Source organism: Streptomyces sp. NPDC104096, from assembly GCF_055584385.1.
This window is the reverse complement of the sequence record NZ_JBVJMD010000066.1, coordinates 17811-39260: the sequence shown is the minus strand read 5'-3', so window position 1 is coordinate 39260 and position 21450 is coordinate 17811. Positions and strand designations below refer to the sequence as shown.

Sequence of the window (21450 nt, the reverse complement as noted above, 5' to 3'; positions counted from 1 at the left end):
CGCGTCCACCTGGGTGGACGCGCGCGCCCGGCGTGTCCCCTATGCAGAATTTGTCTGATTAGCGCGTACCGTCGGTCCATGCCCACGCCATACGGATCCCGCGGCGGCATGGCGTTCGGCGCGGAGGAGCTGCGTGTGCTCCGCCGTGCTCTCGCCCTCGCCCTGAACCCCGCCCCCGCCTCGGCCGAGGACGTCCAGGACTGTCTTCGTGTCGCCGAGTCCCTAGACGAGGCGATGCGCGAGGGCGCCCGGCTGCGCGCCTTCCTGGTGGCCGACCTCGCCCGGTACCGCGCCGCCCTGCCCGGCACCGCGAGCGGCTATCTCGCGCTCCTGGAGGAGGCGCTGGGGGCCGGGTACCGCCCCGACCCGGACGACCTCGCCGCGCTCCGGGCGCTGCGGGGCGGCCCCGTCGCCGCCGCCCTCCTCGACCGCTGCCGCACGCTCGCGGAGCAGGACGTGCGCGCCCGGCTCGCCCGGACCGCCTCCCGGCGGGCCACGGTGGGCGCCCAGGCGCCCGAAGCCGGCCCCGCGGCCATCTCGTCCGCCCCGACCGTCCCCGCCTCCCGTACCCGCCTTCTGGCGCTCCCCGGGGGCCTTTCCGGCGGTTCGCCCGGCGGCCTCTGCGCCGATGTCCGCACGGTCGCCGGGGAGGCGGCCGACAAGCCCCGGAAGGAACCCGCCGTGAAGCCAGCACCCGCCCGTCCCGGGCCCGCCCCGCAGGAGCCCGCTCCGGCCCGGCGCCCCGTCCCCACCCCGGGCGAGGTCTTCCCGCGCCGCAAACCGGCCGCACCGTCCGCGAGCCCGTCCGAGCGGCTCGCCGTGGGCTGACCGGCCCCGGGGCGCGGGGGGCGAGGCCGGCACCCGTCCGCCCCCTCCCGCGCCGGGTCCGCGTCCCCCGCCCCCGGCGCGGCGCCCCGGCGTGGCTACCCTGGGGGCATGGACTACGTCTCCGCGCTCGTGCCCCCGGTCGTGATGGCCGCGTTCTTCATCGGTCTCATCAGGGTGATCGTGAAGACCCAGGGCGGGGCCAACAAGGCCAAGGAGGACGCCGCCGTCGACGCGGCCCTCGCGCGCGCCGAAGGCGCCCGTCAGGCCACCTCCGCGCAGTCCGAAGCCTGAGCCCCCGAGCCGCTGAGCCACAGGGTCGCGGAGCTCCTCCGCGCCCTCCCCCGGCGTACGACGCGTGCCCGCGCAGCCAGGACCCCCGTCCTGTCGGTCGTGGGCACTTTCCCCGTCGTACGCCCTTTTTGTTCCCGTTTGCAGCTTAAAGTGCACGTCCGGGGCGCCATTGCCGGGATCTCCCACTATTGTTCTGAGCTGTGCCTCGCCCATTGGGAGAACTCGAAGACGCGGTCATGACGCGGGTGTGGAAGTGGAACCGCCCGGTCACCGTTCGGGAAGTCCTGGAAGACCTGCAGCGGGAACGGACCATCGCCTACACCACGGTGATGACCGTTTTGGACAATCTCCATCAGAAGGGCTGGGTGCGCCGGGAGGCGGAAGGCCGGGCCTATAGATATGAGGCGGTCTCCACCCGAGCCGCCTACGCGGCCGCGCTGATGAACGACGCCTGGGCGCAGAGCGACAACGCCGCGGCCGCTCTCGTCGCGTTCTTCGGCATGATGAGCGACGAACAGCGGCAGGCCCTGTCGGACGCCATGCGCATCGTCCAGGTGCCGGAAACGCCCGCGCCCGACCAGGCCCCCGATACAGCCGGCGATGCCGGTGATACGGACGCGCCCGATACGTCGTCGGGGGAGAACCCCGGCTCGGCGGCGAAGGGCGGCGGGCGATAGCGTCCGCTCATGCCAGAGAGCCCCGAAGTCGCTAAAACCATCACCGTCCGGCGGGCCCGGACCGGCGATGTCCCGGCCGTGCGCCGACTCCTTGACGCGTACGCCCGGGACGGCATCCTGCTCGACAAAGCGATGGTGACGCTTTACGAGGACATCCAGGAGTTCTGGGTCGCCGAACGGGACGACAACGCCGAGGTGGTCGGCTGCGGCGCGCTGCACGTCATGTGGGAAGACCTCGCGGAAGTACGCACCCTCGCGGTGAAGCCCGGCCTCAAGGGCCTGGGCGTCGGCCATCGACTGCTGGGGAAGTTGCTGGACACCGCTCGCCGGCTCGGCGTTCGCCGGGTTTTCTGTCTGACCTTCGAAGTCGACTTCTTCGTCAGGCACGGCTTCGTGGAGATCGGCGAGACGCCGGTCGACGCCGATGTGTACGCGGAACTCATGCGCTCCTATGACGAGGGTGTCGCGGAGTTCCTCGGTCTCGAACGAGTGAAACCGAACACCTTGGGCAACAGCCGGATGCTTCTGCATCTGTGATCGCCGGGCATCGCGCGGTTCCGCAAGGCATATTCCACCGGGGCACAAGCGAGGACAACCCAACGGACGCTGCCCAGGTTCCCTATGTCCGAAACGCGCATGTTTCCGGCGGCGGAGCGGCCCTTGGGTCTCTGCCGGGGGTTTGTGTTTTTCCCGCAAAAGCGGTTTGCTTTCCGACGTACTGCAGTAGTGGATATAACAAGGGGCGGTGAAACGGCGGACGCCGCAGACCCCCGGCCCTCACGTTTTCGATGAAAGGAAATCCGGTGGCACAGAAGGTTCAGGTCCTTCTTGTCGACGACCTCGACGGCGGCGAGGCGGACGAGACCGTGACGTTCGCGCTGGACGGCAAGACGTACGAGATCGATCTCACGACCGTCAATGCGGACAAGCTGCGCAGCCTTCTCGACCCCTATGTGAAGGGTGGTCGGCGTACCGGAGGCCGCGCTTCGGGTGGCCGTGGAAAGGCGCGCGCCGCTTCCGGTGGCAGCCAGGACACCGCGCAGATCCGCGCCTGGGCGAAGGAGAACGGTTTCGAGGTCAACGACCGTGGCCGTGTTCCCGCGATGATCCGCGAGGCCTACGAGAAGGCCAACGGCTGAGCGCCTGCGCGCCGCAGCCTGGCACGGTGGCACCACGTGGCCACCGTGTCCACGAGGCGTGCGAGGTCGGGGGCGCCCCCGCCCCCCACGGCCGACAGCGTCGGCAGCGACGCCTCGACCTCGCGTCCCGGCGCGGGGGGCCGCAACCACACCGCGGCCCCCTGAAGAGGCCGGCAGTCGTCCGGGGAGACCCGCGGGCCGCCGGCCGTCCCCGGAACGGGCGGTAGCGGCGCCTCGACGAACCCGCCCGCGCCGAGCGCCAACAGATCCGGCGCCAGCGCGCCCCACTCCAGCCAGTCCAGGAGTCCCGGCAGCTCCTCCGCGCTGCCGACGGCTGTCAGCAGCCGCATCCGGTCGCCCTTCAGCGCCACCGGGGAGTCCGGCGCCAGATGCCTCAGGGCCCCCAGGCCCGCCTCGGCGGGGACGTCCAGGACGTCGAAGCGCACGCCCGTGACCAGCCGTACCGGCTCTCCGGGCACGGTCGCCCAGCCCAGCTCGTTCTCGTACCAGTGCCGCGTCCGGTCGTCCGGCGCCGGGAGCCGACGGGAAAGGGGAGCCGTGGTGACTGAGCCAACCATGCCAAGTGCAACCGTCCCAAATCCCCCCGGGTTACGCTGGGTGCAGCGACGACTGCGCAGCGTGACGACTCAAGGGGGCGTGCGGGGGTGCGGGGAGGCGTGAGGTTGTTCGCCCGTAGCGGAGGGAATCGGTGCGCGCGGCATGGACTGTCCGCTCCCACGGGTAAGACATCCCTAGTGGGAGGGGGCGACACGCAGGAAAGGCCGTCTCACGTTCGCCATCGGCGTACTGCTGGTGAGGGTAACTGCCTGGCCTGCGGGAACATCGTCTCGCACCATCGGGTTGGAGCAGATGTCGGCGTTCGGGGTCAGGAGGCCAAGGACGGTGTCGGCAGTTGGAATGAGCGGTCCCCGCTCGCGGGACTAAGCTGCGGAAGGACAGGGAGGGGAAGTTCCCCCCACTGCCTGACCGCTCTGAGGAGCGATTAACGATGTTCGAGAGGTTCACCGACCGCGCGCGGCGGGTTGTCGTCCTGGCTCAGGAAGAAGCCCGGATGCTCAACCACAACTACATCGGCACCGAGCACATCCTCCTGGGCCTGATCCACGAGGGTGAGGGTGTCGCCGCCAAGGCCCTTGAGAGCCTCGGGATTTCGCTCGAGGCGGTCCGCCAGCAGGTGGAGGAGATCATCGGCCAGGGCCAGCAGGCCCCGTCCGGCCACATTCCCTTCACCCCCCGTGCCAAGAAGGTCCTGGAGCTGTCGCTCCGCGAGGCGCTTCAGCTCGGCCACAACTACATCGGCACGGAGCACATCCTGCTCGGCCTGATCCGTGAGGGCGAGGGCGTCGCCGCCCAGGTCCTGGTCAAGCTGGGTGCCGATCTCAATCGTGTCCGTCAGCAGGTCATCCAGCTGCTGTCGGGCTACCAGGGCAAGGAGACCGCCACCGCCGGCGGGCCTGCCGAGGGCACTCCCTCGACGTCCCTGGTCCTCGACCAGTTCGGCCGGAACCTCACCCAGGCCGCTCGTGAGTCCAAGCTCGACCCGGTCATCGGGCGCGAGAAGGAGATCGAGCGGGTCATGCAGGTGCTGTCCCGCCGTACCAAGAACAACCCGGTGCTGATCGGTGAGCCCGGCGTCGGCAAGACCGCCGTCGTCGAGGGCCTCGCCCAGGCCATCGTCAAGGGCGAGGTGCCCGAGACCCTCAAGGACAAGCACCTCTACACCCTCGACCTCGGTGCCCTGGTCGCCGGTTCCCGCTACCGCGGTGACTTCGAGGAGCGCCTGAAGAAGGTCCTCAAGGAGATCCGCACCCGCGGCGACATCATCCTGTTCATCGACGAGCTGCACACGCTGGTCGGTGCCGGCGCGGCCGAGGGCGCCATCGACGCGGCTTCGATCCTCAAGCCGATGCTGGCCCGTGGTGAGCTGCAGACCATCGGTGCGACCACGCTGGACGAGTACCGCAAGCACCTGGAGAAGGACGCGGCCCTGGAGCGCCGCTTCCAGCCCATCCAGGTCGCGGAGCCGTCCCTGCCGCACACGATCGAGATCCTCAAGGGTCTGCGCGACCGCTACGAGGCGCACCACCGCGTGTCCATCACGGACGAGGCGCTGGTCCAGGCCGCCACCCTGGCCGACCGGTACATCTCGGACCGCTTCCTGCCGGACAAGGCCATCGACCTGATCGACGAGGCCGGCTCCCGGATGCGTATCCGCCGGATGACCGCGCCGCCGGACCTGCGCGAGTTCGACGAGAAGATCGCCGGTGTCCGCCGGGACAAGGAGTCCGCGATCGACTCGCAGGACTTCGAGAAGGCCGCCTCCCTGCGCGACAAGGAGAAGCAGCTTCTCGCCGCCAAGGCCAAGCGGGAGAAGGAGTGGAAGGCCGGCGACATGGACGTCGTCGCCGAGGTCGACGGCGAGCTGATCGCCGAGGTCCTCGCGACCGCCACCGGCATCCCGGTCTTCAAGCTGACCGAGGAGGAGTCGTCCCGCCTGCTGCGCATGGAGGACGAGCTCCACAAGCGGGTCATCGGCCAGGTCGACGCCGTCAAGGCGCTGTCGAAGGCGATCCGCCGTACGCGTGCCGGTCTGAAGGACCCGAAGCGCCCCGGTGGCTCGTTCATCTTCGCCGGTCCGTCCGGTGTCGGTAAGACCGAGCTGTCCAAGGCGCTCGCCGAGTTCCTCTTCGGTGACGAGGACGCGCTGATCTCCCTCGACATGTCGGAGTTCAGCGAGAAGCACACGGTCTCGCGTCTCTTCGGCTCGCCCCCCGGCTACGTGGGCTACGAGGAGGGCGGCCAGCTCACCGAGAAGGTGCGCCGCAAGCCGTTCTCGGTCGTCCTCTTCGACGAGGTCGAGAAGGCCCACCCGGACATCTTCAACTCGCTGCTGCAGATCCTGGAGGACGGTCGTCTGACCGACTCCCAGGGCCGGGTCGTGGACTTCAAGAACACGGTCATCATCATGACGACCAACCTCGGCACCCGGGACATCTCCAAGGGCTTCAACCTGGGCTTCGCGGCCTCGGGCGACACGAAGACCAACTACGAGCGCATGAAGAACAAGGTCTCGGACGAGCTCAAGCAGCACTTCCGGCCCGAGTTCCTCAACCGCGTCGACGACGTGGTGGTCTTCCCGCAGCTCACCCAGGCGGACATCCTGCGGATCGTCGACCTGATGGTCGGCAAGGTGGACGAGCGCCTCAAGGACCGGGACATGGGCATCGAGCTCTCCCAGTCCGCGAAGGAGTTGCTGTCCAAGAAGGGCTACGACCCCGTGCTGGGCGCCCGGCCGCTGCGCCGCACCATCCAGCGCGAGATCGAGGACACGCTCTCGGAGAAGATCCTCTTCGGCGAGCTGCGTCCCGGTCACATCGTGGTCGTGGACACCGAGGGCGAGGGCGACTCCGCGACCTTCACCTTCCGCGGTGAGGAGAAGTCGGCGCTGCCGGACGTCCCGCCGATCGAGCAGGCGGCCGGCGGTGCCGGACCGAACCTGAGCAAGGACGCGTAAGCCCCGGAGCGACGCGAGAAGGGGGCCGGTGCTTTCCAGCACCGGCCCCCTTCGGCATGCCCGGGTGCGGTCGGCGCAGGCCCCGGAACGGGCCCCGGGACAGGCTGCTGGGACGCGTTCCAGGACAGGCGCCGGTACCCGCCCTAGGACAGCTGCCCGTCGTAGTCGGGCAGCTTGTACGTCTTCTCGGCGTGGCCGCCCGAGAGGTCGGTGGCGCTGTTGCCGATGTTCGCGATGATCGTGTAGCCCTTCGACTCGATGTCGACACGCTGGGCGGTCTTGTAGGCGGCGACGTCCTTGAAGAGGTCGAACAGTCCGCGCACGTAGAGACCGGAGACCTGGTAGCCGTCGTGCTCCAGGTTGTACTCGGTGGGCAGGTAGACGATCCCCGGCCGGGCGGTGACGAAGAAGACGGAGACGCCGTGCTCCTGGGCGTACCGGGCGACCGCCAGGACCGGCTTGTTGGCCGGCTGCGGGTAGCTGAAGCCGAAGTCGGTCTCCAGCGCGGTGTTGTCGATGTCGAGCACGACGGCGGGCTTCTCGCCCGGCCGGGCGGCGGCGATGCGCTGCTCCAGGTACGGCAGGGCCTGGTCCATCACGGTCTGGCAGTCCCGCTGCCAGGTCGCGTAGTCGGTCTTCGTGGCGGCGGCCGAGGCGGTGGTGTCCGCCGTCGCGGCCTCGGCGGGGGCGGCCGTCGCCACCAGGGCGGCCGCGCAGACGGCGGCGGCCGACATACGGCGGGTCCAGGAGCCTGTGTTCATCGGTGGGGGGTCCTCTCACATCCGTGCACGGCCGGGGTCATGGGCATGATCGTGGGTGAGGGTGGCGCGAGAGGAACCGTAGGGTTACCGGGCAGTAGGCGTACAGAGACGTGCGTCACAAAGCGGCGGGAACCGCGCTCAGTTGAGGCAGGGGCGTCCGGGGTGCCCGCAAGTCGGCCCCGGAGGGCGTGATCTGGGGACCCGTCAGAGTCCCGGTGCTGCGACGCGGTGGCGCCGAATGCCAATTCGGCGCCTGCGGGGGCCGGTTCGCCCACCCGTTCCAGGAGGTCCCGGGGCGGTTTCCGCGGCGTAGCCCGCGTCACATTTCCGGACCCCTCGATCTCGCCGCCCGGTGACAAGCGGCACAGGCGATTTGTTCCCTACTATCCCGGTTAGTGAAACCCCAGATAATGACAAATCGGACATTCGCTCTCAAGTCCCTACGGTCTTTCCCGTGCCCTTGGGGTTGCCGCGCCGAATGGGGGTTGTGTCAAGAAGTGCGCATTTTGGTGGATGTTTACTACCTATCGTCGTAGATAGCACGTTTGAGCGCAGATGGGGCCACGGGTTACCAAGGTGTGGCCACCCCGGGCGAACGTCTGAACGCCGGGTGGCGATCCTGTCCCCGAAGTCGTGAGGTTCCGATGTCTCAGCGTGTCTCGTCCCGTAACGCCCGCACGTCCCTGCTCCGCAACCGCGTCGCCGTTCTGGGGGCGGGCCTGGGGATGTCGGTCATGCTGGGAGCCGGGGCCGCGTCCGCCGCCGTTCCGGCCGCGGCTCCGGCCGCCGCCAAGTCGGTCGCGCCGGGGGCCGCGTGGGTCAAGCCGGTGAAGTACTACGCGCTGAGCGCCACCTTCAACCAGGCCGGCGGGATGTGGGCGCACAAGCACTCGGGCCAGGACTTCGCCGTGCCGAGCGGCACCGACGTCGTCGCCGCCTCCGGCGGAACGGTCGTCAAGGCCGGTGGCCGGGGCGCCGGTGACGGCCCGGCCTACGGCAACGCCATCGTCATCAAGCACGCCAACGGCCTGTACTCGCAGTACGCCCACCTGTCCCGCATCGACGTGCGAATAGGTCAGTACGTCGGCGCCGGCCAGCACATCGCCCTGTCGGGCAACACCGGCAACTCCAGCGGCCCGCACCTGCACTTCGAGATCCGCACGACGCCGAACTACGGCTCGGCGGTCAACCCGGTCGCCTTCCTGCGCTCCAAGGGCGTGAAGGTCTGACCCGCTCGCTCACGAGCCCCGGTGGGCTTGCGTCACCTGATCGATGGCGACTTCCAGGACGGCCCTGAGCTTGTCCTCGGGGTCGCCTTCGAGGTCCTGCATGACGAACATGCCGGCGTGCAGCGTGAACAGCGCACTGAGGCAGCGGACCTGATCGACCAGTGCGGCGTCCGGGTCCATGATGATCTCGCGCAGGCCGCGCATCCGGTCCTTGAACGAGTCGCCGATGCGCAGTTCACGTATCGTCGCCTGGTTCTCCTGCATGAAGCGGAACAGCGGTGACGCGTCGATCAGGGCCTGGTGGTAGCGCCGTACGATCTCCTGCTTGGTCTCCAGCGTGTGCGGCTGGCCCTTGCCCCACTCGATCAGTTCCCCGATGGGCCGTGTCAGGTCCTCGAAGATGCTGACCAGGATCTCTTCCTTGGTCTTGAAGTGGTAGTAGAGCGCGGCCTTGGTGACGTCCAGGCCCTCGGCGATCTCGCGCAGCGAGGTCTTCTCGTACCCCTGCTCGGCGAACAGTTCGAGTGCGACGTCCTGGATGCGCTGGCGCGTGTTGCCGCGGCGCTGGTGCTTGGTGCCGTCCATGATGCCGACCATCCTCGTACTCCTTGCGCTCCCGCGAAACTTACTTGACGACCGGCTAGTTACGGGTCTACCTTGCCCAGTGTAGTCAACTAGCCGGTCGGCAAGTAAGTGCTCGACCCGGGGGAGTGGGAATGATGGCGGACGCGCAGACGGTCGACGCGGTCGACGCGGAAGAAGAGAAACAGCCCAGGAGCGTGCGGGTGGTCCTGCTCGCGCTGATGCTCACGATGATGCTGGCGATGCTCGACAACATGATCGTCGGCACGGCCATGCCGACGATCGTGGGCGATCTCGGCGGCCTGGCGCACCTCTCCTGGGTCGTGACGGCGTACACCCTCGCCACCGCGGCCTCCACCCCGATCTGGGGCAAGCTCGGCGACATGTACGGCCGCAAGGGCTCCTTCATGTCGTCGATCGTGATCTTCCTGATCGGCTCCGCGCTGAGCGGCATGGCCCAGAACATGGGCGAACTGATCGGGTTCCGGGCCGTCCAGGGTCTCGGCGCCGGTGGTCTCATGGTCGGCGTCATGGCGATCATCGGTGACCTGATCCCGCCCCGCGAGCGCGGCAAGTACCAGGGCATGATGGCCGGCATCATGGCGCTGGCGATGATCGGCGGTCCGCTGATCGGCGGCACCATCACCGACAACTGGGGCTGGCGCTGGTCCTTCTACATCAACCTGCCGCTCGGCGCGATCGCGCTCGCCGCGATCAGTGTCGTCCTGCACCTGCCGAAGAAGCGGTCCGAGACGCGCATCGACTACCTCGGTGCCGTGCTGCTGACCGTCGGCATCACCTCCATCGTCCTCGTCACCACCTGGGGCGGCACGGAGTACGACTGGACGTCCGCGCGGATCATGGAGCTCATCGGCCTCGGCGTCGCCGCGCTGGTCGGGTTCGTGTTCTGGCAGACCAAGGCCGCCGAGCCGATCGTGCCGCTGCACATCTTCCGCAGCCGCAACTTCACCCTGATGTCGATCATCGGCTTCGTCACCGGCTTCGCGATGTTCGGCGCCACGCTCTTCCTGCCGCTGTACCAGCAGGCGGTCCAGGGCGCGTCCGCGACCAACTCCGGACTGCTGCTGCTGCCCATGCTCGGCGCCATGCTCGTCACGTCGATGGTCGCCGGCCGGGTCACCACCAACACCGGTCGCTACAAGATCTTCCCCATCGTCGGCGGTGTGCTGATGGTGATCGGTCTCTATCTGCTGTCGACGATGGACACGGACACCACCCGCTTCATCTCCGGTGTCTACATGGCCGTCCTCGGCCTGGGCATGGGCTGCCTGATGCAGGTGACCATGCTGGTGGCGCAGAACAGCGTGCAGATGAAGGACATGGGCGTCGCGTCCTCCTCCACCACCCTGTTCCGTACGCTCGGCTCGTCGTTCGGTGTCGCCGTCATGGGCGCGCTGTTCAACAACCGGGTCCAGGACGTCATGACCGAGCGGGCCGGCGCGCTGGGCTCGAAGATCACCGAACAGTCCCCGCAGCTGGACGCGGCGAGCCTGGCGAAGCTGCCGGCGGTGGCGCGGGACGCCTACCAGCACGCGGTGTCGGCCGGTACGCACTCGGCGTTCGTGCTGGGCGCGGTGGTGGCCGTGATCGTCCTGGTGTCGTCGCTGTTCGTCAAGGAGGTCGCGCTCAAGGGAGCGGGGCCGAAGCAGGACGGCGCCGAGGGCGACGCGGCGATGGCCGCGATGGCCGAGTCCGTCTGACCCACCGGCCGACGGAGTCCGCCCGATCCATTGGTCGATCGGGTCCGTCCGATCCGACCGTGAACCGAAGGCCCCCGGCTGGTGTCCGCCCCGGGGGCCTTCGCCTGTGCTGCCGTCCTGCCGGTCGCTCGCCGTCCTGCCGGCCGGGCAGCGGCCCTGCCGGTGGCCGCCGGACCGGCCCTACTGCCCGCCCGGCAGCATCGGGTGGCTGCCCGTGCTCGTCGGGGCGTGTTCCGGCAGCCACAGGACGGCGACCGCGCCCTCGGCCGGGATGTGCTCGGGCGCCCCGGCCGGGCGGACGTTACGGAAGGTCAGACGGGCGCCCAGCACCCGGGCCTGGCCCGCCGCGATCGTCAGGCCGAGCCCGTGGCCCCGCCCCGAGCGGTCGCTGCTGCCCGTGCGGAACCGGCTCGGCCCCTCGACGAGCAGGTTCTCGGGGAAGCCGGGGCCGTGGTCACGGACCCGGATGACCCGGCCCTCGACGGTGACCTCGACCGGCGGCCTGCCGTGCCGGGCGGCATTGGCCAGCAGGTTGAACAGCACCCGCTCCAGGCGCCGCGGGTCGGTGGTGACCTCCGACTCGTGCACCACCCGCACCTCGACCCCCGGGTCCTTCGCCGCCACCCGCCGGGACACGAAGTCGCCCAGCAGGATGTCCTGCAACTCGGCCCGCTCGGACGCGCCGTCCAGCCGGGCCACCTCCAGCACGTCCTCGACCAGGGTGCGCATCGCCTTCGCCCGGTCCAGCACGAGTTCCGTGGGTCGGCCCGGCGGCAGCAGCTCGGCCGCCGTCAGCAGCCCGGTCACCGGGGTGCGCAGCTCGTGCGCGATGTCGGCGGTGACCCGCCGCTCCGCCTCCAGACGCTGCTGGAGGGCGTCCGCCATCGCGTCGACCGCGCGCGCCAGATCGTCCGTCTCGTCCTCCACGACCCCGCCGATGGCGGCGCGCACCCGTACGTCCGGCTCGCCCCTGGCGACCTGGTTGGCCGCGGCGGCCGCCTTGCGCAGCCGGCGCGAGAGCTGGCCGCCGATGAGCACGCCGAGCGCGCTCCCGCCGAGGACCACCGCGATCGAGCCGATCACCAGAGCCTGGTCGAGATCCTTGAGCATGTTCGTGCTGCGGTCGGTGAACCCGGTGTGCAGCGACAGCACATGCCCGTCCTTGACCGGTACGGCCGCCCAGATGTCCGGCTCCCCGCCCGCGCTGTCGGACACGAACGTCGCCCGGCGCCCCTCGGCCACCTTCTCCCGCAGCTCCGCGGGCAGGTTCATGTCGTCGATCTTGATGCTGGGGAAGTTGAGCCGCCCGGACGCCTCGTAGCCGTGCTGGGCGATCAGCACCCGCTCGTCGGCGAGGTCGCGCGCGTTGTCCAGCATCGAGACCCGGGCGGCGTTGTGCACCACCACGCTGAGCGCGAGCGCGATCAGCGCGCCGACCAGCGCGATGGCCGCGCTCAGCTTCCACCGCAGCCCCGTACGGATGCCCGGACGGTTACCGCCGGACAGTCTCAGACGGTCGATGATCCCCCGTGTGACCTGCATGAATCGCCCCGCTCAGGCCTTCAGCTTGTAACCGAAGCCGCGGACCGTCTCGATGCGGTCCTGGCCGATCTTGGTACGCAGCCGCTGCACATGGACGTCGACCACGCGGGTGTCCCCGCCCCACCCGTAGTCCCACACGCGCTCCAGGAGCCTGTCGCGCGAGAGCACCGTGCCCGGCGCCGAGGAGAACTCCAGCAGCAGCCGCATCTCGGTCGGGGTGAGGGCCACCGGCTGTCCGGCACGGCGCACCTCCATGCCCTCGGTGTCGATCTCCAGTTCGCCGAAGGCCAGCACCCCGCCGGTGGCGGCGGCAGCGGCCTCGCCCGCGCGGTCGGCCCCGCCGGCGTGACCGAAGCGGCGCAGTACGGCGCGGATGCGGGCCACCAGCACGGCGCCGTCGAACGGCTTGGTCACATAGTCGTCGGCGCCCGCCTCCAGGCCGAGGACGACGTCGATGGCGTCGGCGCGCGCCGACAGCATGATCACGGGAACCGTGGACTCGTCCCGGATGCGCCGGCACAGGCTGACGCCGTCCAGGCCGGGCACCATCACGTCCAGCAGCGCGATGTCGGGTCGGTCCGCGCGGAACGCCTCCAGGCCCGACAGCCCGTCGGGCATCGCGGTGACCACGAAGCCGTCCCGCTCCAGCGCGAGTTGGGTGGCCTCGCGGATGACGTCGTCGTCCTCGACGAACAGCACGTGGGTCTGGTCTGCCATCCCGGTGTTCTCAGTCCTTCCGGCGGTCGGTGCGGTGGTCGGTCGGGTCGTTCGCGCTCGGGGTCACCTCGCGCCGCGGCCGGTCTGTGCCCGGCTCGTCCGTGCCTCGGTCATCCGCGGTCGGGCGCCGGGGTCGGCGCCGTGCCCGCGGCGTTGCTGTAGTCGTTGTACGACCGGTACTCCTCGATGAAGCGGTCCACGGACCAGCGGTACGTGATCACGTTCTCCCCGGACGGACTCGAGACCGGGTCGTCCTTGCCGTACACCTGCTTGGTCACCACCAGGGCGCCGCGGTCGATCTCCGCGTAGGCCGGGGGCTCCTCGACCTTGAACACGTCCGTGTACCTGCCATCCTGCTCGCGATACACGTAGGAGCCCAGACCGACCGCGTCGGCGCAGGTCAGCACGTTCACGACGATGTCGCTCGACGACCCTCCGGTCAGGTCGCCGTAGGAGACGTCCACCGGGTAGTCGTCGCCGACACACGGCTTCAGCCCCCGCTTGACCTCCGCGGAGACCTTCGGGTCGGCCTTGACGAGCCGCACCGCGTCCACCCGGGCCGGGGTACCGGAGGGCGAGACCACGAGGGAGGGGACGGCGCCCGCCACGGTGTCGGAGTGCGCCGGTCCCTCGTCCCGGGCGCCGGTGCCGCCGGTGGCGCATCCGGAGGCGAAAAGCCCGAGGGCGGTGATCACGAACATCGCCGTGAACACCGCCTGGAAGGTTCCGCGGGCCGTTGTGGGCCCGGTGCCGGTCAGGCCGCGCAACGCTCCTGCTCCTCACGCTCCAGCGCGCGTGCGTCCAGATCACGGCTCTCCAGCTCCTCGCGGAGCCGGGCGAGCGCCCGGTGCAGCGTGCTCTTGACCGTTCCGGCCGACATGCCCAGGGCCGCGGCCGTCTCCTCCGTGGACATCTGCTCCCAGTGTCGCAGCACGACGACGCTGCGCTGCTTCGGGGCGAGCACCTTCAGGGCGTCCATCAGCAGGGCCCGGTCGGCGTGCTGCTCGGTGGAGTCGTCGACACAGGCGTCCGGAAGCTGCTCGGTCGGCACCTCCTCGAGCTTGCGCGCCCGCCACCACTCGGTCCGTGTGTTGATCATGACTCGGCGCAGATAGGCGTCGGCCAGCCGCTTGTCCGCGATGCCCTCCCAGCGGCCGTAGGTCCGCGCCAGCGCCGTCTGGAGGAGGTCCTGGGCGTCGACCGGGTCCGGGACCAGCCGGCGCGCGCTGCGCAGCAGCGCGTCCTGCCGGGTGCGGACGTACTCCTCGAATTCGAGCACCTCGCCCTGCGCCATGATCGACCGCCTCCGTTCCCCGTTTTACTCCGGCCCGTGTTCCTCGTCCCCGTGGTGGTGCCGGGCACGCGAACGAAGCTACGGAGGTGTTGTCACGGGGCTGTCCGAAGCAGCCTGCGGGAAGCCCTCGGCTGTCCGTCGGTTGTGTAACGGAAGTAGGTCGGGGGTAAGGGGGCGAGGTGAATCATGCTGATATGGGGGGATTTGGGAGTCGTAAGGCTGGGAGCGGACCTGGAGCCGGCTGTGAAGAAGCCCGCCTTCCTGTGAGGTGACCGTGTGTCAGGTCAGGTCAGGTCAGCGGCAGCCGGTACCGGCCGCCCGGCAGCGGTTCCACCAGACCGTCCGCCACGAGCCCGTCCAGGGCGCGGGCGCGCTGCACCGGCTCGTGCCACACCCGGTCGAGCGCGGCCTGCGGGACCGGGGTGTGGGCCTCGCGCAGGACGGCCAGCAGCTTGCCGCGGACCTGCCGGTCCGTGCCCGCGTACGTCTGGCCGCGGCGCGGCGGGCCCTCGTGCTCCGGCTTCCCGGCGAGCAGCCAGGCGCACTGCCCGGCGATCGGGCAGCTGTGGCAGGCCTCGTTCTTCGCCGTGCACACCAGCGCGCCGAGCTCCATGGACGCGGCCGCCCAGCGGGCCGCGGTCCGCTCCTCCTCGGGCAGCAGGGCGCGGGCCAGCTTGCGCTCGGCGGCGGTGGTCGCGTTCGGCGGGTACCGGACGCCGGTCACGGCGCGGGCGAAGACCCGGCGGACATTGGTGTCCAGCACGGCGTGGCGCCGGCCGTACGCGAACGAGGCGACGGCGGCGGCCGTGTACTCGCCGATCCCGGGCAGGGCGAGCAGTTGGGCGTGGTCGGACGGTACGTCGCCGCCGTGCCGGTCCGTTATGGCGACCGCGGCGCCGTGCAGGCGCAGGGCGCGGCGCGGGTAGCCGAGCCGGCCCCAGGCGCGCACGGCCTCGCCGGGGGCCTCCGCGGCGAGGTCGGCGGGGCGCGGCCAGCGGGCCATCCACTGCTCGTAGACCGGCAGGACGCGGTTCACCGGCGTCTGCTGGAGCATGAACTCGCTCACCATCACGCCCCAGGGGCCGGCCTCCGGGTGCCGCCAGGGCAGGTCGCGGGCGTGGGTGTCGAACCAGGTGATGACGGGCGTGTGCAGATGCGTCCCGTCGACCGGGCTGCCGGGGGAGCCGGGGGCCGGGACGGTGTGCGGGGGTTTCGTGGGCGCAGTCATGGCATTCCGATCCTGCCACGGGTCGGCCGGGCGTGGTTCGAGGCTGGCCCGGCACGGGTGCCGTCCGGTGACCGGGACGACCGCCTCGAAAAACGGACCGGAACCTCTGTTTCCGGAATGATGATCCGGAAAAGTTGAGGATCGGCGGCGGGTGGGGCCTGCGAACGCGGGGATCTCTCGTAAAGTTTGCGCCGTGGGATCTCTGCGCAATCCGATCGGACCACTTCCCTCCACCATCTACTGGCGTCGGAGGGCCGTAATGCTGTCCGTGGTCGCCCTGTTGGCGCTGCTGGTGACGTGGATCGTCACCTCCGGCGGCGGGGGCGCCAAGCATGACGCCGACGGTTCGAACGGCAAGAATCCCGCCTCCTCGATCACCCCCGGGCCGTCCGGTTCCGGGCCTGCGATCAGTCAAGCCCCGGGCGGCCGCGACGAGTCGACCGGCGGAAGCACCGGCAGCCCCTCCGACTCGGGCTCGGCGTCCGGCTCGGCCTCCGGGTCGGACTCCGGCGCGGGCGGCTCCGACGGATCCGCGGGCGGCGACGACTCCGCTTCCTCCGGGGGCGGTTCGGGCGTCGGGTCGGGCGGTGGTGGCGGTACGGGCGCGCTGCCGGCCGGCTCCCCGCTGCCCAACTGCACTGCCAGCGTGATGACGTTGACGCTGAACAGCGTCCGCAACACCTACACGCCGGACCAGGCGCCCGACTTCCGGCTGACCGCGAAGAACTCCTCCGCCAACGACTGCAAGGTCGATCTCGGGCCGCGGAGCACGGTGTTGACGATCACTCAGGCCGGCAGCGGCAGCGCGTACTGGGCGTCCGACGACTGCCCCGGGGACTCCGCGAACCGGTTCTACCGGGTGCCGGCGGGCAACAGTGTCACGTACGCCGTGAAGTGGGACCGCAGGCCGAGCGCCCCCAAGTGCGCTACGCCTCCGGCCGGTTCGGCGGGACCGGGGACCTATCTGGTGGAGGCGAAGGCTCCGGGGTTCCCGAAGAAGCAGACGTCGTTCGTGCTGTCGGCGGACTGAGTCCGCCGCCGGGCGGACGGGGCTTTCGAAACACGCCCCAGGGCCCTTCGCTCGGATCAGGCCGGCCGTGACCGACCCGACCGCTCGGCGGACCCGCGACGCCGGGCTGATCCGAACGGCAGGCCTCTAGACGTAGCGTTCCAGGATCGACGACTCCGCCAGCCGCGACAGGCCCTCGCGGACGCTGCGGGCCCGCGCCTCGCCCACGCCGTCGACCGTCTGGAGGTCGTCCACGCTGGCGGCGAGCAGCTTCTGCAGACCGCCGAAGTGCTCCACCAGGCGGTCGATGATGGCGCCCGGCAGCCGCGGCACCTTGGCCAGCAGGCGGAAGCCGCGCGGGGACACCGCGGAGTCGAGCGTCTCGGGCGAGCCGGTGTAGCCCAGCGCCTTTGCCACGGTGGACAGTTCGAGCAGCTCGGCATGGCTGAGGGCGTCGAGTTCGGCGAGCGCCTCGTCGACCGTGCGGGACCGCTTGGCGGTGGGCTCGGGCACGTAGTCCCGGACGACGAGTTCCCGCTCGGGCTCCACGCCCGCGATCAACTCGTCGAGCTGGAGGGCGAGGAGACGGCCGTCCGTGCCCAGCTCGACCACGTACTCGGCGATCTCGGTGGCGATGCGCCGCACCATCTCCAGGCGCTGGGAGACCGCCGAGACGTCACGGACGGTGACCAGGTCCTCGATCTCCAGCGCCGACAGCGTGCCCGCGACCTCGTCGAGGCGGAGCTTGTAGCGCTCCAGGGTCGCCAGGGCCTGGTTGGCGCGGGACAGGATCGCCGCCGAGTCCTCCAGGACGCGGCGCTGCCCGTCGACGTAGAGCGCGATCAGCCGCATGGACTGGGAGACCGAGACCACCGGGAAGCCGACCTGCTTGGAGACCCGGTCCGCCGTGCGGTGCCGGGTGCCGGTCTCCTCGGTGGGGATCGTGGGGTCGGGCAGCAGCTGCACGCCCGCGCGCAGGATCTTCGACAGGTCCGACGACAGGACGATGCCGCCGTCCAGCTTGCACAGCTCACGCAGCCGCGTGGCGGTGAACTCGACGTCCAGCACGAAACCGCCCGTGCACATCGACTCGACGGTCCTGTCGGACCCGAGCACGATGAGTCCGCCGGTGTTGCCCCGCAGAACCCGCTCCAGACCGTCGCGCAGGGCCGTACCGGGCGCCACAGCACTCAGCGAGGCGCGCATCCGGCCCTCGACACCGGAACTCCCGCCGGACTTCCCGGGAGCTGCTCCCCGGTCGTTGGCTGCCACTGCACTCCTCCGGTCGCAGGTTCTGGGTGCTCCCGTTTCGCGCACTCTTTTCGTACGGACGGGCGAGACCAGGGCAAAGTCTACCGGCGGTCCTACTCCTCCCGTGGGGCCTCTCGGCGACGCGAGCGCGGCAGGACCCGCAGCGCGTCCCCCACATCGGCGACTTCCAGGACCTTCATACCGGGAGGGATCTTGCCCGGGTCGCCCGGTACGAGCGCGTGGGTGAAGCCGAGCCGGTGGGCCTCGGCGAGCCGGCGCTGCACGCCCGTCACCCGTCTGACCTCGCCCGCGAGGCCCACTTCGCCGATCGCGACGAGGTTCTTGGGCAGCGGGGTGTCGCTCGCCGCCGAGGCGAGCGCGAGCGCGACGGCCAGGTCCGCGGCCGGCTCCGAGAGCTTCACGCCGCCCACCGTCGCGCAGTAGATGTCCCGCTTGCCGAGGGCGCTGATCCGGCCGCGCTGCTCCAGGACCGCGAGCATCATCGAGACACGGGAGGTCTCCAGGCCGGAGGTCGTGCGGCGCGGTGAGGGGATCTGCGAGTCGACGGTGAGCGCCTGGACCTCGGCCACCAGGGGACGACGGCCCTCCAGCGTGACCGTCAGACAGGTGCCGGGGACCGGCTCGTCACGTCGGGTCAGGAAGAGCCCGCTGGGGTCGGTGAGCCCGATGATGCCCTCGTCGTGCAGTTCGAAGCAGCCGACCTCGTCCGTCGCTCCGTACCGGTTCTTGACGCCGCGCACCAGGCGCAGGCGCGCGTGCCGGTCGCCCTCGAAGTGGAGCACGACGTCCACCAGGTGCTCCAGCAGGCGCGGGCCGGCGATCGCCCCGTCCTTGGTGACGTGGCCCACCAGGAGGGTCGACATCCCGCGCTCCTTGGAGGCCCGGATCAGGGCGCCCGCGACCTCGCGCACCTGCGCCATGCCGCCGGGGGCGCCGTCGATCTCCGGCGAGGCCACCGTCTGCACGGAGTCGAGGATCAGCAGCGACGGCTTCACCGCGTCCAGATGGCCGAGCACGGCGGAGAGGTCGGTCTCGGCGGCGAGGTACAGATGGTCGTCGAGGGCCTTGATGCGGTCGGCGCGCAGCCGGACCTGGCTCGCCGACTCCTCACCGGTGATGTAGAGCGTGCGGTGCTCGTCACTGGCCGACTTCGCCGCGACATCGAGCAGGAGGGTCGACTTGCCCACGCCGGGCTCGCCCGCCAGGAGCACCACCGCGCCGGGCACGAGCCCGCCGCCCAGGACCCGGTCCAGTTCGGGGACCCCGGTGCTCCGGGCGGTGGCCTGCCGGCTGTCGACCTGACCGATGGGCACCGCGGAGGTGGTGACCCGGCCCGGTGCCGTCGTACGGACCGCGGGGGCGCCGTACTCCTCGACCGTCCCCCAGGCCTGGCACTCGGCGCAGCGGCCGAGCCATTTGGCCGTCTGCCAGCCGCACTCGGTGCAGCGGAAGGACGGGCGGTCCTTGGTGGTCTTCGTACGGGCAGCCATGGACGAAACCGTAGCCGTAGGCACCGACAACGCGACCACGCCCACCCGAATCCGGCCCCCGCCCGGCCCCCGCCCGGCCCGCACGCGGCCGACGCCCGGCCCGTACCCACCGCGCACCCGGTTCCGGGCCCGCCGTGAACCGGCCACGCCCTGGCGCGAACGAGCCACGGAGCGCAACCCTCCTGTCCCCTTATGAGGGATCGTTTCACCCGTCCGGATTAAAAGTGCTCAAGGCGCCGGAAGGGACCTGCTCGCGCCGCCTACGGTCGCACAGGTGATGAGCAGCAGTCCGGACACCTCGCCCCGCACCACCGGCGCACACCGGGCGCGCGGTCATGCCGCGGCGCGTACGCAGCCCCAGCGGCCGCCCGCGTGCTACGAGCCGTACCTGGACGGCCTGTTCACGTACTGCCTGTCCGTGCTCTGCGACCACGACACGGCGACCGCCGCCCTGGGCGAGGTCCTGGCCCTCGTCGAGCGGCGCGGACAGCGCGTCCCGGAGGCCACCGGGAACCTCAGGGCCTGGCTGTACGCACTGGCCCGCTGGGCCTGCCTGCGCAAGCTGACCGAGGCCAGGCAGCGACGCCAGAGCGCGCACGCGGCGGGCCGGTCCGGCCCCCGGCGGCGCGCCCCGCACACCCCGCAGCCCGCCGGCCATCCCGTACAGCAGTCCCCGCAGGCTCCGCAGCCCCCGAAGTCCGCCGGGCGGCCCGTGGGGCAGCCCGGTCCTCCGTCCGCCGCGTCGCCCGTGTCCGAGGAGGTCCAGGAGCTGCGCCGCCGGGAGCTCGCCCGGCTGGCCTGGCCGGAGGCCGCGGGCACCAGCCCCGAGCAGCGCGAGGCGCTCGAACTCGCCGTGCGCCACCACCTCGCCGCCCACGAGGTGGCCGCCGTCGTCGGCCTGGACCCCGCGGTCGCCCGCGAGCTGCTCGCCTCCGCCGCCTGCGAGGTCGAGCGCACCCGCGCGGCCCTCGCCGTCGTCGAGACCGGCGGCTGCCCCGGTGTCGCCCACCTCACCGGCGACCACCAGCTGGTCCTCAGCGCGACCGTGCGCCGCGAACTGGTCCGGCACGTCGACGACTGTCCGCGCTGCCGCCGCGCCGCCGAGCGCGCGGTGCCCGGCCGCTGGCCCGGGGCCATGTTCACGCCCGCCGAACTGCCCGTCCTGGAGGCGCCCCGAGCGGCACTGCACGCGGCGATGGCGCACGCTCCCCGCGCGCGGGGAGCGGCCCCGCGCTTCGACCGGCGGGGCTTCCCGATGGACCCCAAGGACCACGCGGCCCGCCGGGACCGGCTTCGCGCACGTGCGGTCACCACCACCGTCGTCGCCACCGTGGTCGCGGCTCCCGTGCTCGCGCTGTGGGCCGCCTACCGGGGCGCCGAGACCGGGGAGGGCGCCGACGGCCGCTCCGCGAGCACGACCGAGGCGCAAGGTCCCGGCGGCCTCGACGGCTCGGGGCCGGGCGGTTACGAGAACGCGGGCAACGCCAGCACCAGGGCCGGCACCCGCGCCACCGGGAGTTCGGACGTCTCGGTGGCGGTGGTCAGCGTCGTGGGGGCCGGCCGCAGGAGCGCGGGCCACCTCGACGTGACGGCGAGCAGCAGCGGTGACACCACGCTGATCACCCTCACCGCGACCGGCGACTCCCCGGTCCGCTGGTCGGCCACGACGGGGGCGGCCTGGCTCTACCTCAGCCGGTCGTCCGGCACGCTGGCGCCCGGCGCGTCGCTGACGATCAAGGTGCACGTCGACCAGTTGCGCGAGCCGTCCGGGCGCTGGAGCGCCCGGGTGGCGATCGCCCCGGCCGGAACGGTCGTCTCCATCGACGGATACGGCACCGCACCCGCGCCTTCCGCCCCCGGCAGTCCCAGCGGGCCGCCGTCCACGACGCCGACCGGCACGGCCTCGGCCTCGGCCTCCACCGGGCCGACGCCGTCCGATCCGCCGTCCGCCGACCCGGATCCCACCCCCACCGACTCCGACTCCTCCGACCCGGGAAGCCCGTCACCGCCGCCGGACGGCGACGATGACGACGACCCGAGCCCGGCCGGCTCGTAGACCGAGCAGGCGCGGGTCGTGCGACGTCCATCCCACCGAATACGCCGAATGCGCCGAATGTGCCGGGCGCATCGGGCGC

At 71.1% G+C, this 21450-nt stretch carries 20 protein-coding genes; 10 read left to right on the top strand and 10 right to left on the bottom strand.

Annotated elements, in window-relative coordinates; translation table 11 throughout:
- The first annotated feature begins 108 nt into the window (after positions 1 to 108).
- From ACZ60B_RS37515 to ACZ60B_RS37495, 5 genes are all read left to right on the top strand, one after another.
- Complete coding sequence (locus tag ACZ60B_RS37515) at positions 109 to 828, top strand: hypothetical protein (RefSeq protein WP_469395295.1); 720 nt, start codon at positions 109 to 111, stop codon at positions 826 to 828.
- A 108-nt stretch (positions 829 to 936) separates the two neighbouring features.
- Entirely contained in the window at positions 937 to 1119 is a 183-nt protein-coding gene (locus ACZ60B_RS37510; RefSeq protein WP_450667561.1) for a hypothetical protein, read from the top strand.
- 236 nt (positions 1120 to 1355) lie between these two features.
- The gene (locus tag ACZ60B_RS37505; RefSeq protein WP_469395293.1) at positions 1356 to 1796 is read left to right on the top strand and encodes a BlaI/MecI/CopY family transcriptional regulator; all 441 of its coding nucleotides are present in this window, start codon (positions 1356 to 1358) and stop codon (positions 1794 to 1796) included.
- A 9-nt stretch (positions 1797 to 1805) separates the two neighbouring features.
- Positions 1806 to 2333: an amino-acid N-acetyltransferase gene (locus ACZ60B_RS37500; protein WP_469395285.1), complete on the top strand. Its 528-nt coding sequence runs from the start codon at positions 1806 to 1808 to the stop codon at positions 2331 to 2333.
- 266 nt (positions 2334 to 2599) lie between these two features.
- On the top strand, positions 2600 to 2935 hold the full coding sequence (locus ACZ60B_RS37495) for an Lsr2 dimerization domain-containing protein (protein ID WP_162470015.1): 336 nt from the start codon (positions 2600 to 2602) through the stop codon (positions 2933 to 2935).
- Here ACZ60B_RS37495 and ACZ60B_RS37490 read toward each other — a convergent pair.
- The gene (locus tag ACZ60B_RS37490) at positions 2914 to 3513 is read right to left on the bottom strand and encodes an SCO3374 family protein (RefSeq protein WP_469395283.1); all 600 of its coding nucleotides are present in this window, start codon (positions 3511 to 3513) and stop codon (positions 2914 to 2916) included. The genes ACZ60B_RS37495 and ACZ60B_RS37490 overlap by 22 nt on opposite strands.
- 431 nt (positions 3514 to 3944) lie before the next feature.
- Here ACZ60B_RS37490 and ACZ60B_RS37485 point away from each other — a divergent pair, with 431 nt between their 5' ends.
- The gene (locus ACZ60B_RS37485; RefSeq protein ID WP_351618069.1) at positions 3945 to 6470 is read left to right on the top strand and encodes an ATP-dependent Clp protease ATP-binding subunit; all 2526 of its coding nucleotides are present in this window, start codon (positions 3945 to 3947) and stop codon (positions 6468 to 6470) included.
- 143 nt (positions 6471 to 6613) lie between these two features.
- On the opposite strand, the gene ACZ60B_RS37480 is transcribed toward ACZ60B_RS37485, so the two are convergent.
- On the bottom strand, positions 6614 to 7231 hold the full coding sequence (locus ACZ60B_RS37480; RefSeq protein WP_469395280.1) for an HAD family acid phosphatase: 618 nt from the start codon (positions 7229 to 7231) through the stop codon (positions 6614 to 6616).
- A 644-nt stretch (positions 7232 to 7875) separates the two neighbouring features.
- Here ACZ60B_RS37480 and ACZ60B_RS37475 point away from each other — a divergent pair.
- Complete coding sequence (locus tag ACZ60B_RS37475) at positions 7876 to 8460, top strand: M23 family metallopeptidase (protein WP_469395278.1); 585 nt, start codon at positions 7876 to 7878, stop codon at positions 8458 to 8460.
- Between the two features lie 9 nt (positions 8461 to 8469).
- Here the strand turns inward: ACZ60B_RS37475 and ACZ60B_RS37470 are convergent, their stop codons facing one another.
- Positions 8470 to 9057, bottom strand: a complete 588-nt coding sequence (locus ACZ60B_RS37470) for a TetR/AcrR family transcriptional regulator (protein ID WP_469395276.1) — start codon at positions 9055 to 9057, stop codon at positions 8470 to 8472.
- A 122-nt stretch (positions 9058 to 9179) separates the two neighbouring features.
- On the opposite strand from ACZ60B_RS37470, the gene ACZ60B_RS37465 reads away from it, so the two are divergent.
- The gene (locus ACZ60B_RS37465) at positions 9180 to 10763 is read left to right on the top strand and encodes an MDR family MFS transporter (protein ID WP_469395290.1); all 1584 of its coding nucleotides are present in this window, start codon (positions 9180 to 9182) and stop codon (positions 10761 to 10763) included.
- 180 nt (positions 10764 to 10943) lie between these two features.
- Here the strand turns inward: ACZ60B_RS37465 and cseC are convergent, their stop codons facing one another.
- From cseC to ACZ60B_RS37440, 5 genes are all read right to left on the bottom strand, one after another.
- Positions 10944 to 12305, bottom strand: a complete 1362-nt coding sequence (gene cseC, locus ACZ60B_RS37460) for a two-component system sensor histidine kinase CseC (protein WP_469395274.1) — start codon at positions 12303 to 12305, stop codon at positions 10944 to 10946.
- Positions 12306 to 12317: 12 nt separating this feature from the next.
- Positions 12318 to 13022: a two-component system response regulator CseB gene (gene cseB / locus ACZ60B_RS37455; protein ID WP_469395272.1), complete on the bottom strand. Its 705-nt coding sequence runs from the start codon at positions 13020 to 13022 to the stop codon at positions 12318 to 12320.
- Positions 13023 to 13132: 110 nt separating this feature from the next.
- Positions 13133 to 13789 (bottom strand): hypothetical protein, encoded by a 657-nt coding sequence (locus ACZ60B_RS37450; protein WP_469395270.1) that lies wholly within the window; start codon positions 13787 to 13789, stop codon positions 13133 to 13135.
- Complete coding sequence (locus tag ACZ60B_RS37445) at positions 13777 to 14316, bottom strand: SigE family RNA polymerase sigma factor (protein WP_384731067.1); 540 nt, start codon at positions 14314 to 14316, stop codon at positions 13777 to 13779. Before ACZ60B_RS37445 ends, ACZ60B_RS37450 begins: the two co-directional genes overlap by 13 nt.
- Before the next feature lie 289 nt (positions 14317 to 14605).
- Complete coding sequence (locus ACZ60B_RS37440; RefSeq protein ID WP_469395268.1) at positions 14606 to 15544, bottom strand: HhH-GPD family protein; 939 nt, start codon at positions 15542 to 15544, stop codon at positions 14606 to 14608.
- Between the two features lie 193 nt (positions 15545 to 15737).
- On the opposite strand from ACZ60B_RS37440, the gene ACZ60B_RS37435 reads away from it, so the two are divergent.
- A complete protein-coding gene (locus tag ACZ60B_RS37435; RefSeq protein WP_469395266.1) occupies positions 15738 to 16574 on the top strand; it encodes a hypothetical protein in 837 nt (278 codons plus the stop codon).
- Between the two features lie 126 nt (positions 16575 to 16700).
- On the opposite strand, the gene disA is transcribed toward ACZ60B_RS37435, so the two are convergent.
- Both disA and radA read right to left on the bottom strand, forming a co-directional pair.
- Positions 16701 to 17825, bottom strand: a complete 1125-nt coding sequence (gene disA, locus ACZ60B_RS37430; protein WP_469395264.1) for a DNA integrity scanning diadenylate cyclase DisA — start codon at positions 17823 to 17825, stop codon at positions 16701 to 16703.
- A gap of 92 nt (positions 17826 to 17917) precedes the next feature.
- Positions 17918 to 19315, bottom strand: coding sequence for a DNA repair protein RadA (radA, locus tag ACZ60B_RS37425; RefSeq protein WP_385525353.1), 1398 nt, complete (start codon positions 19313 to 19315; stop codon positions 17918 to 17920).
- Between the two features lie 274 nt (positions 19316 to 19589).
- Here radA and ACZ60B_RS37420 point away from each other — a divergent pair, with 274 nt between their 5' ends.
- Complete coding sequence (locus ACZ60B_RS37420; protein WP_469395261.1) at positions 19590 to 21371, top strand: BACON domain-containing protein; 1782 nt, start codon at positions 19590 to 19592, stop codon at positions 21369 to 21371.
- The last annotated feature ends 79 nt before the right edge of the window (positions 21372 to 21450 follow it).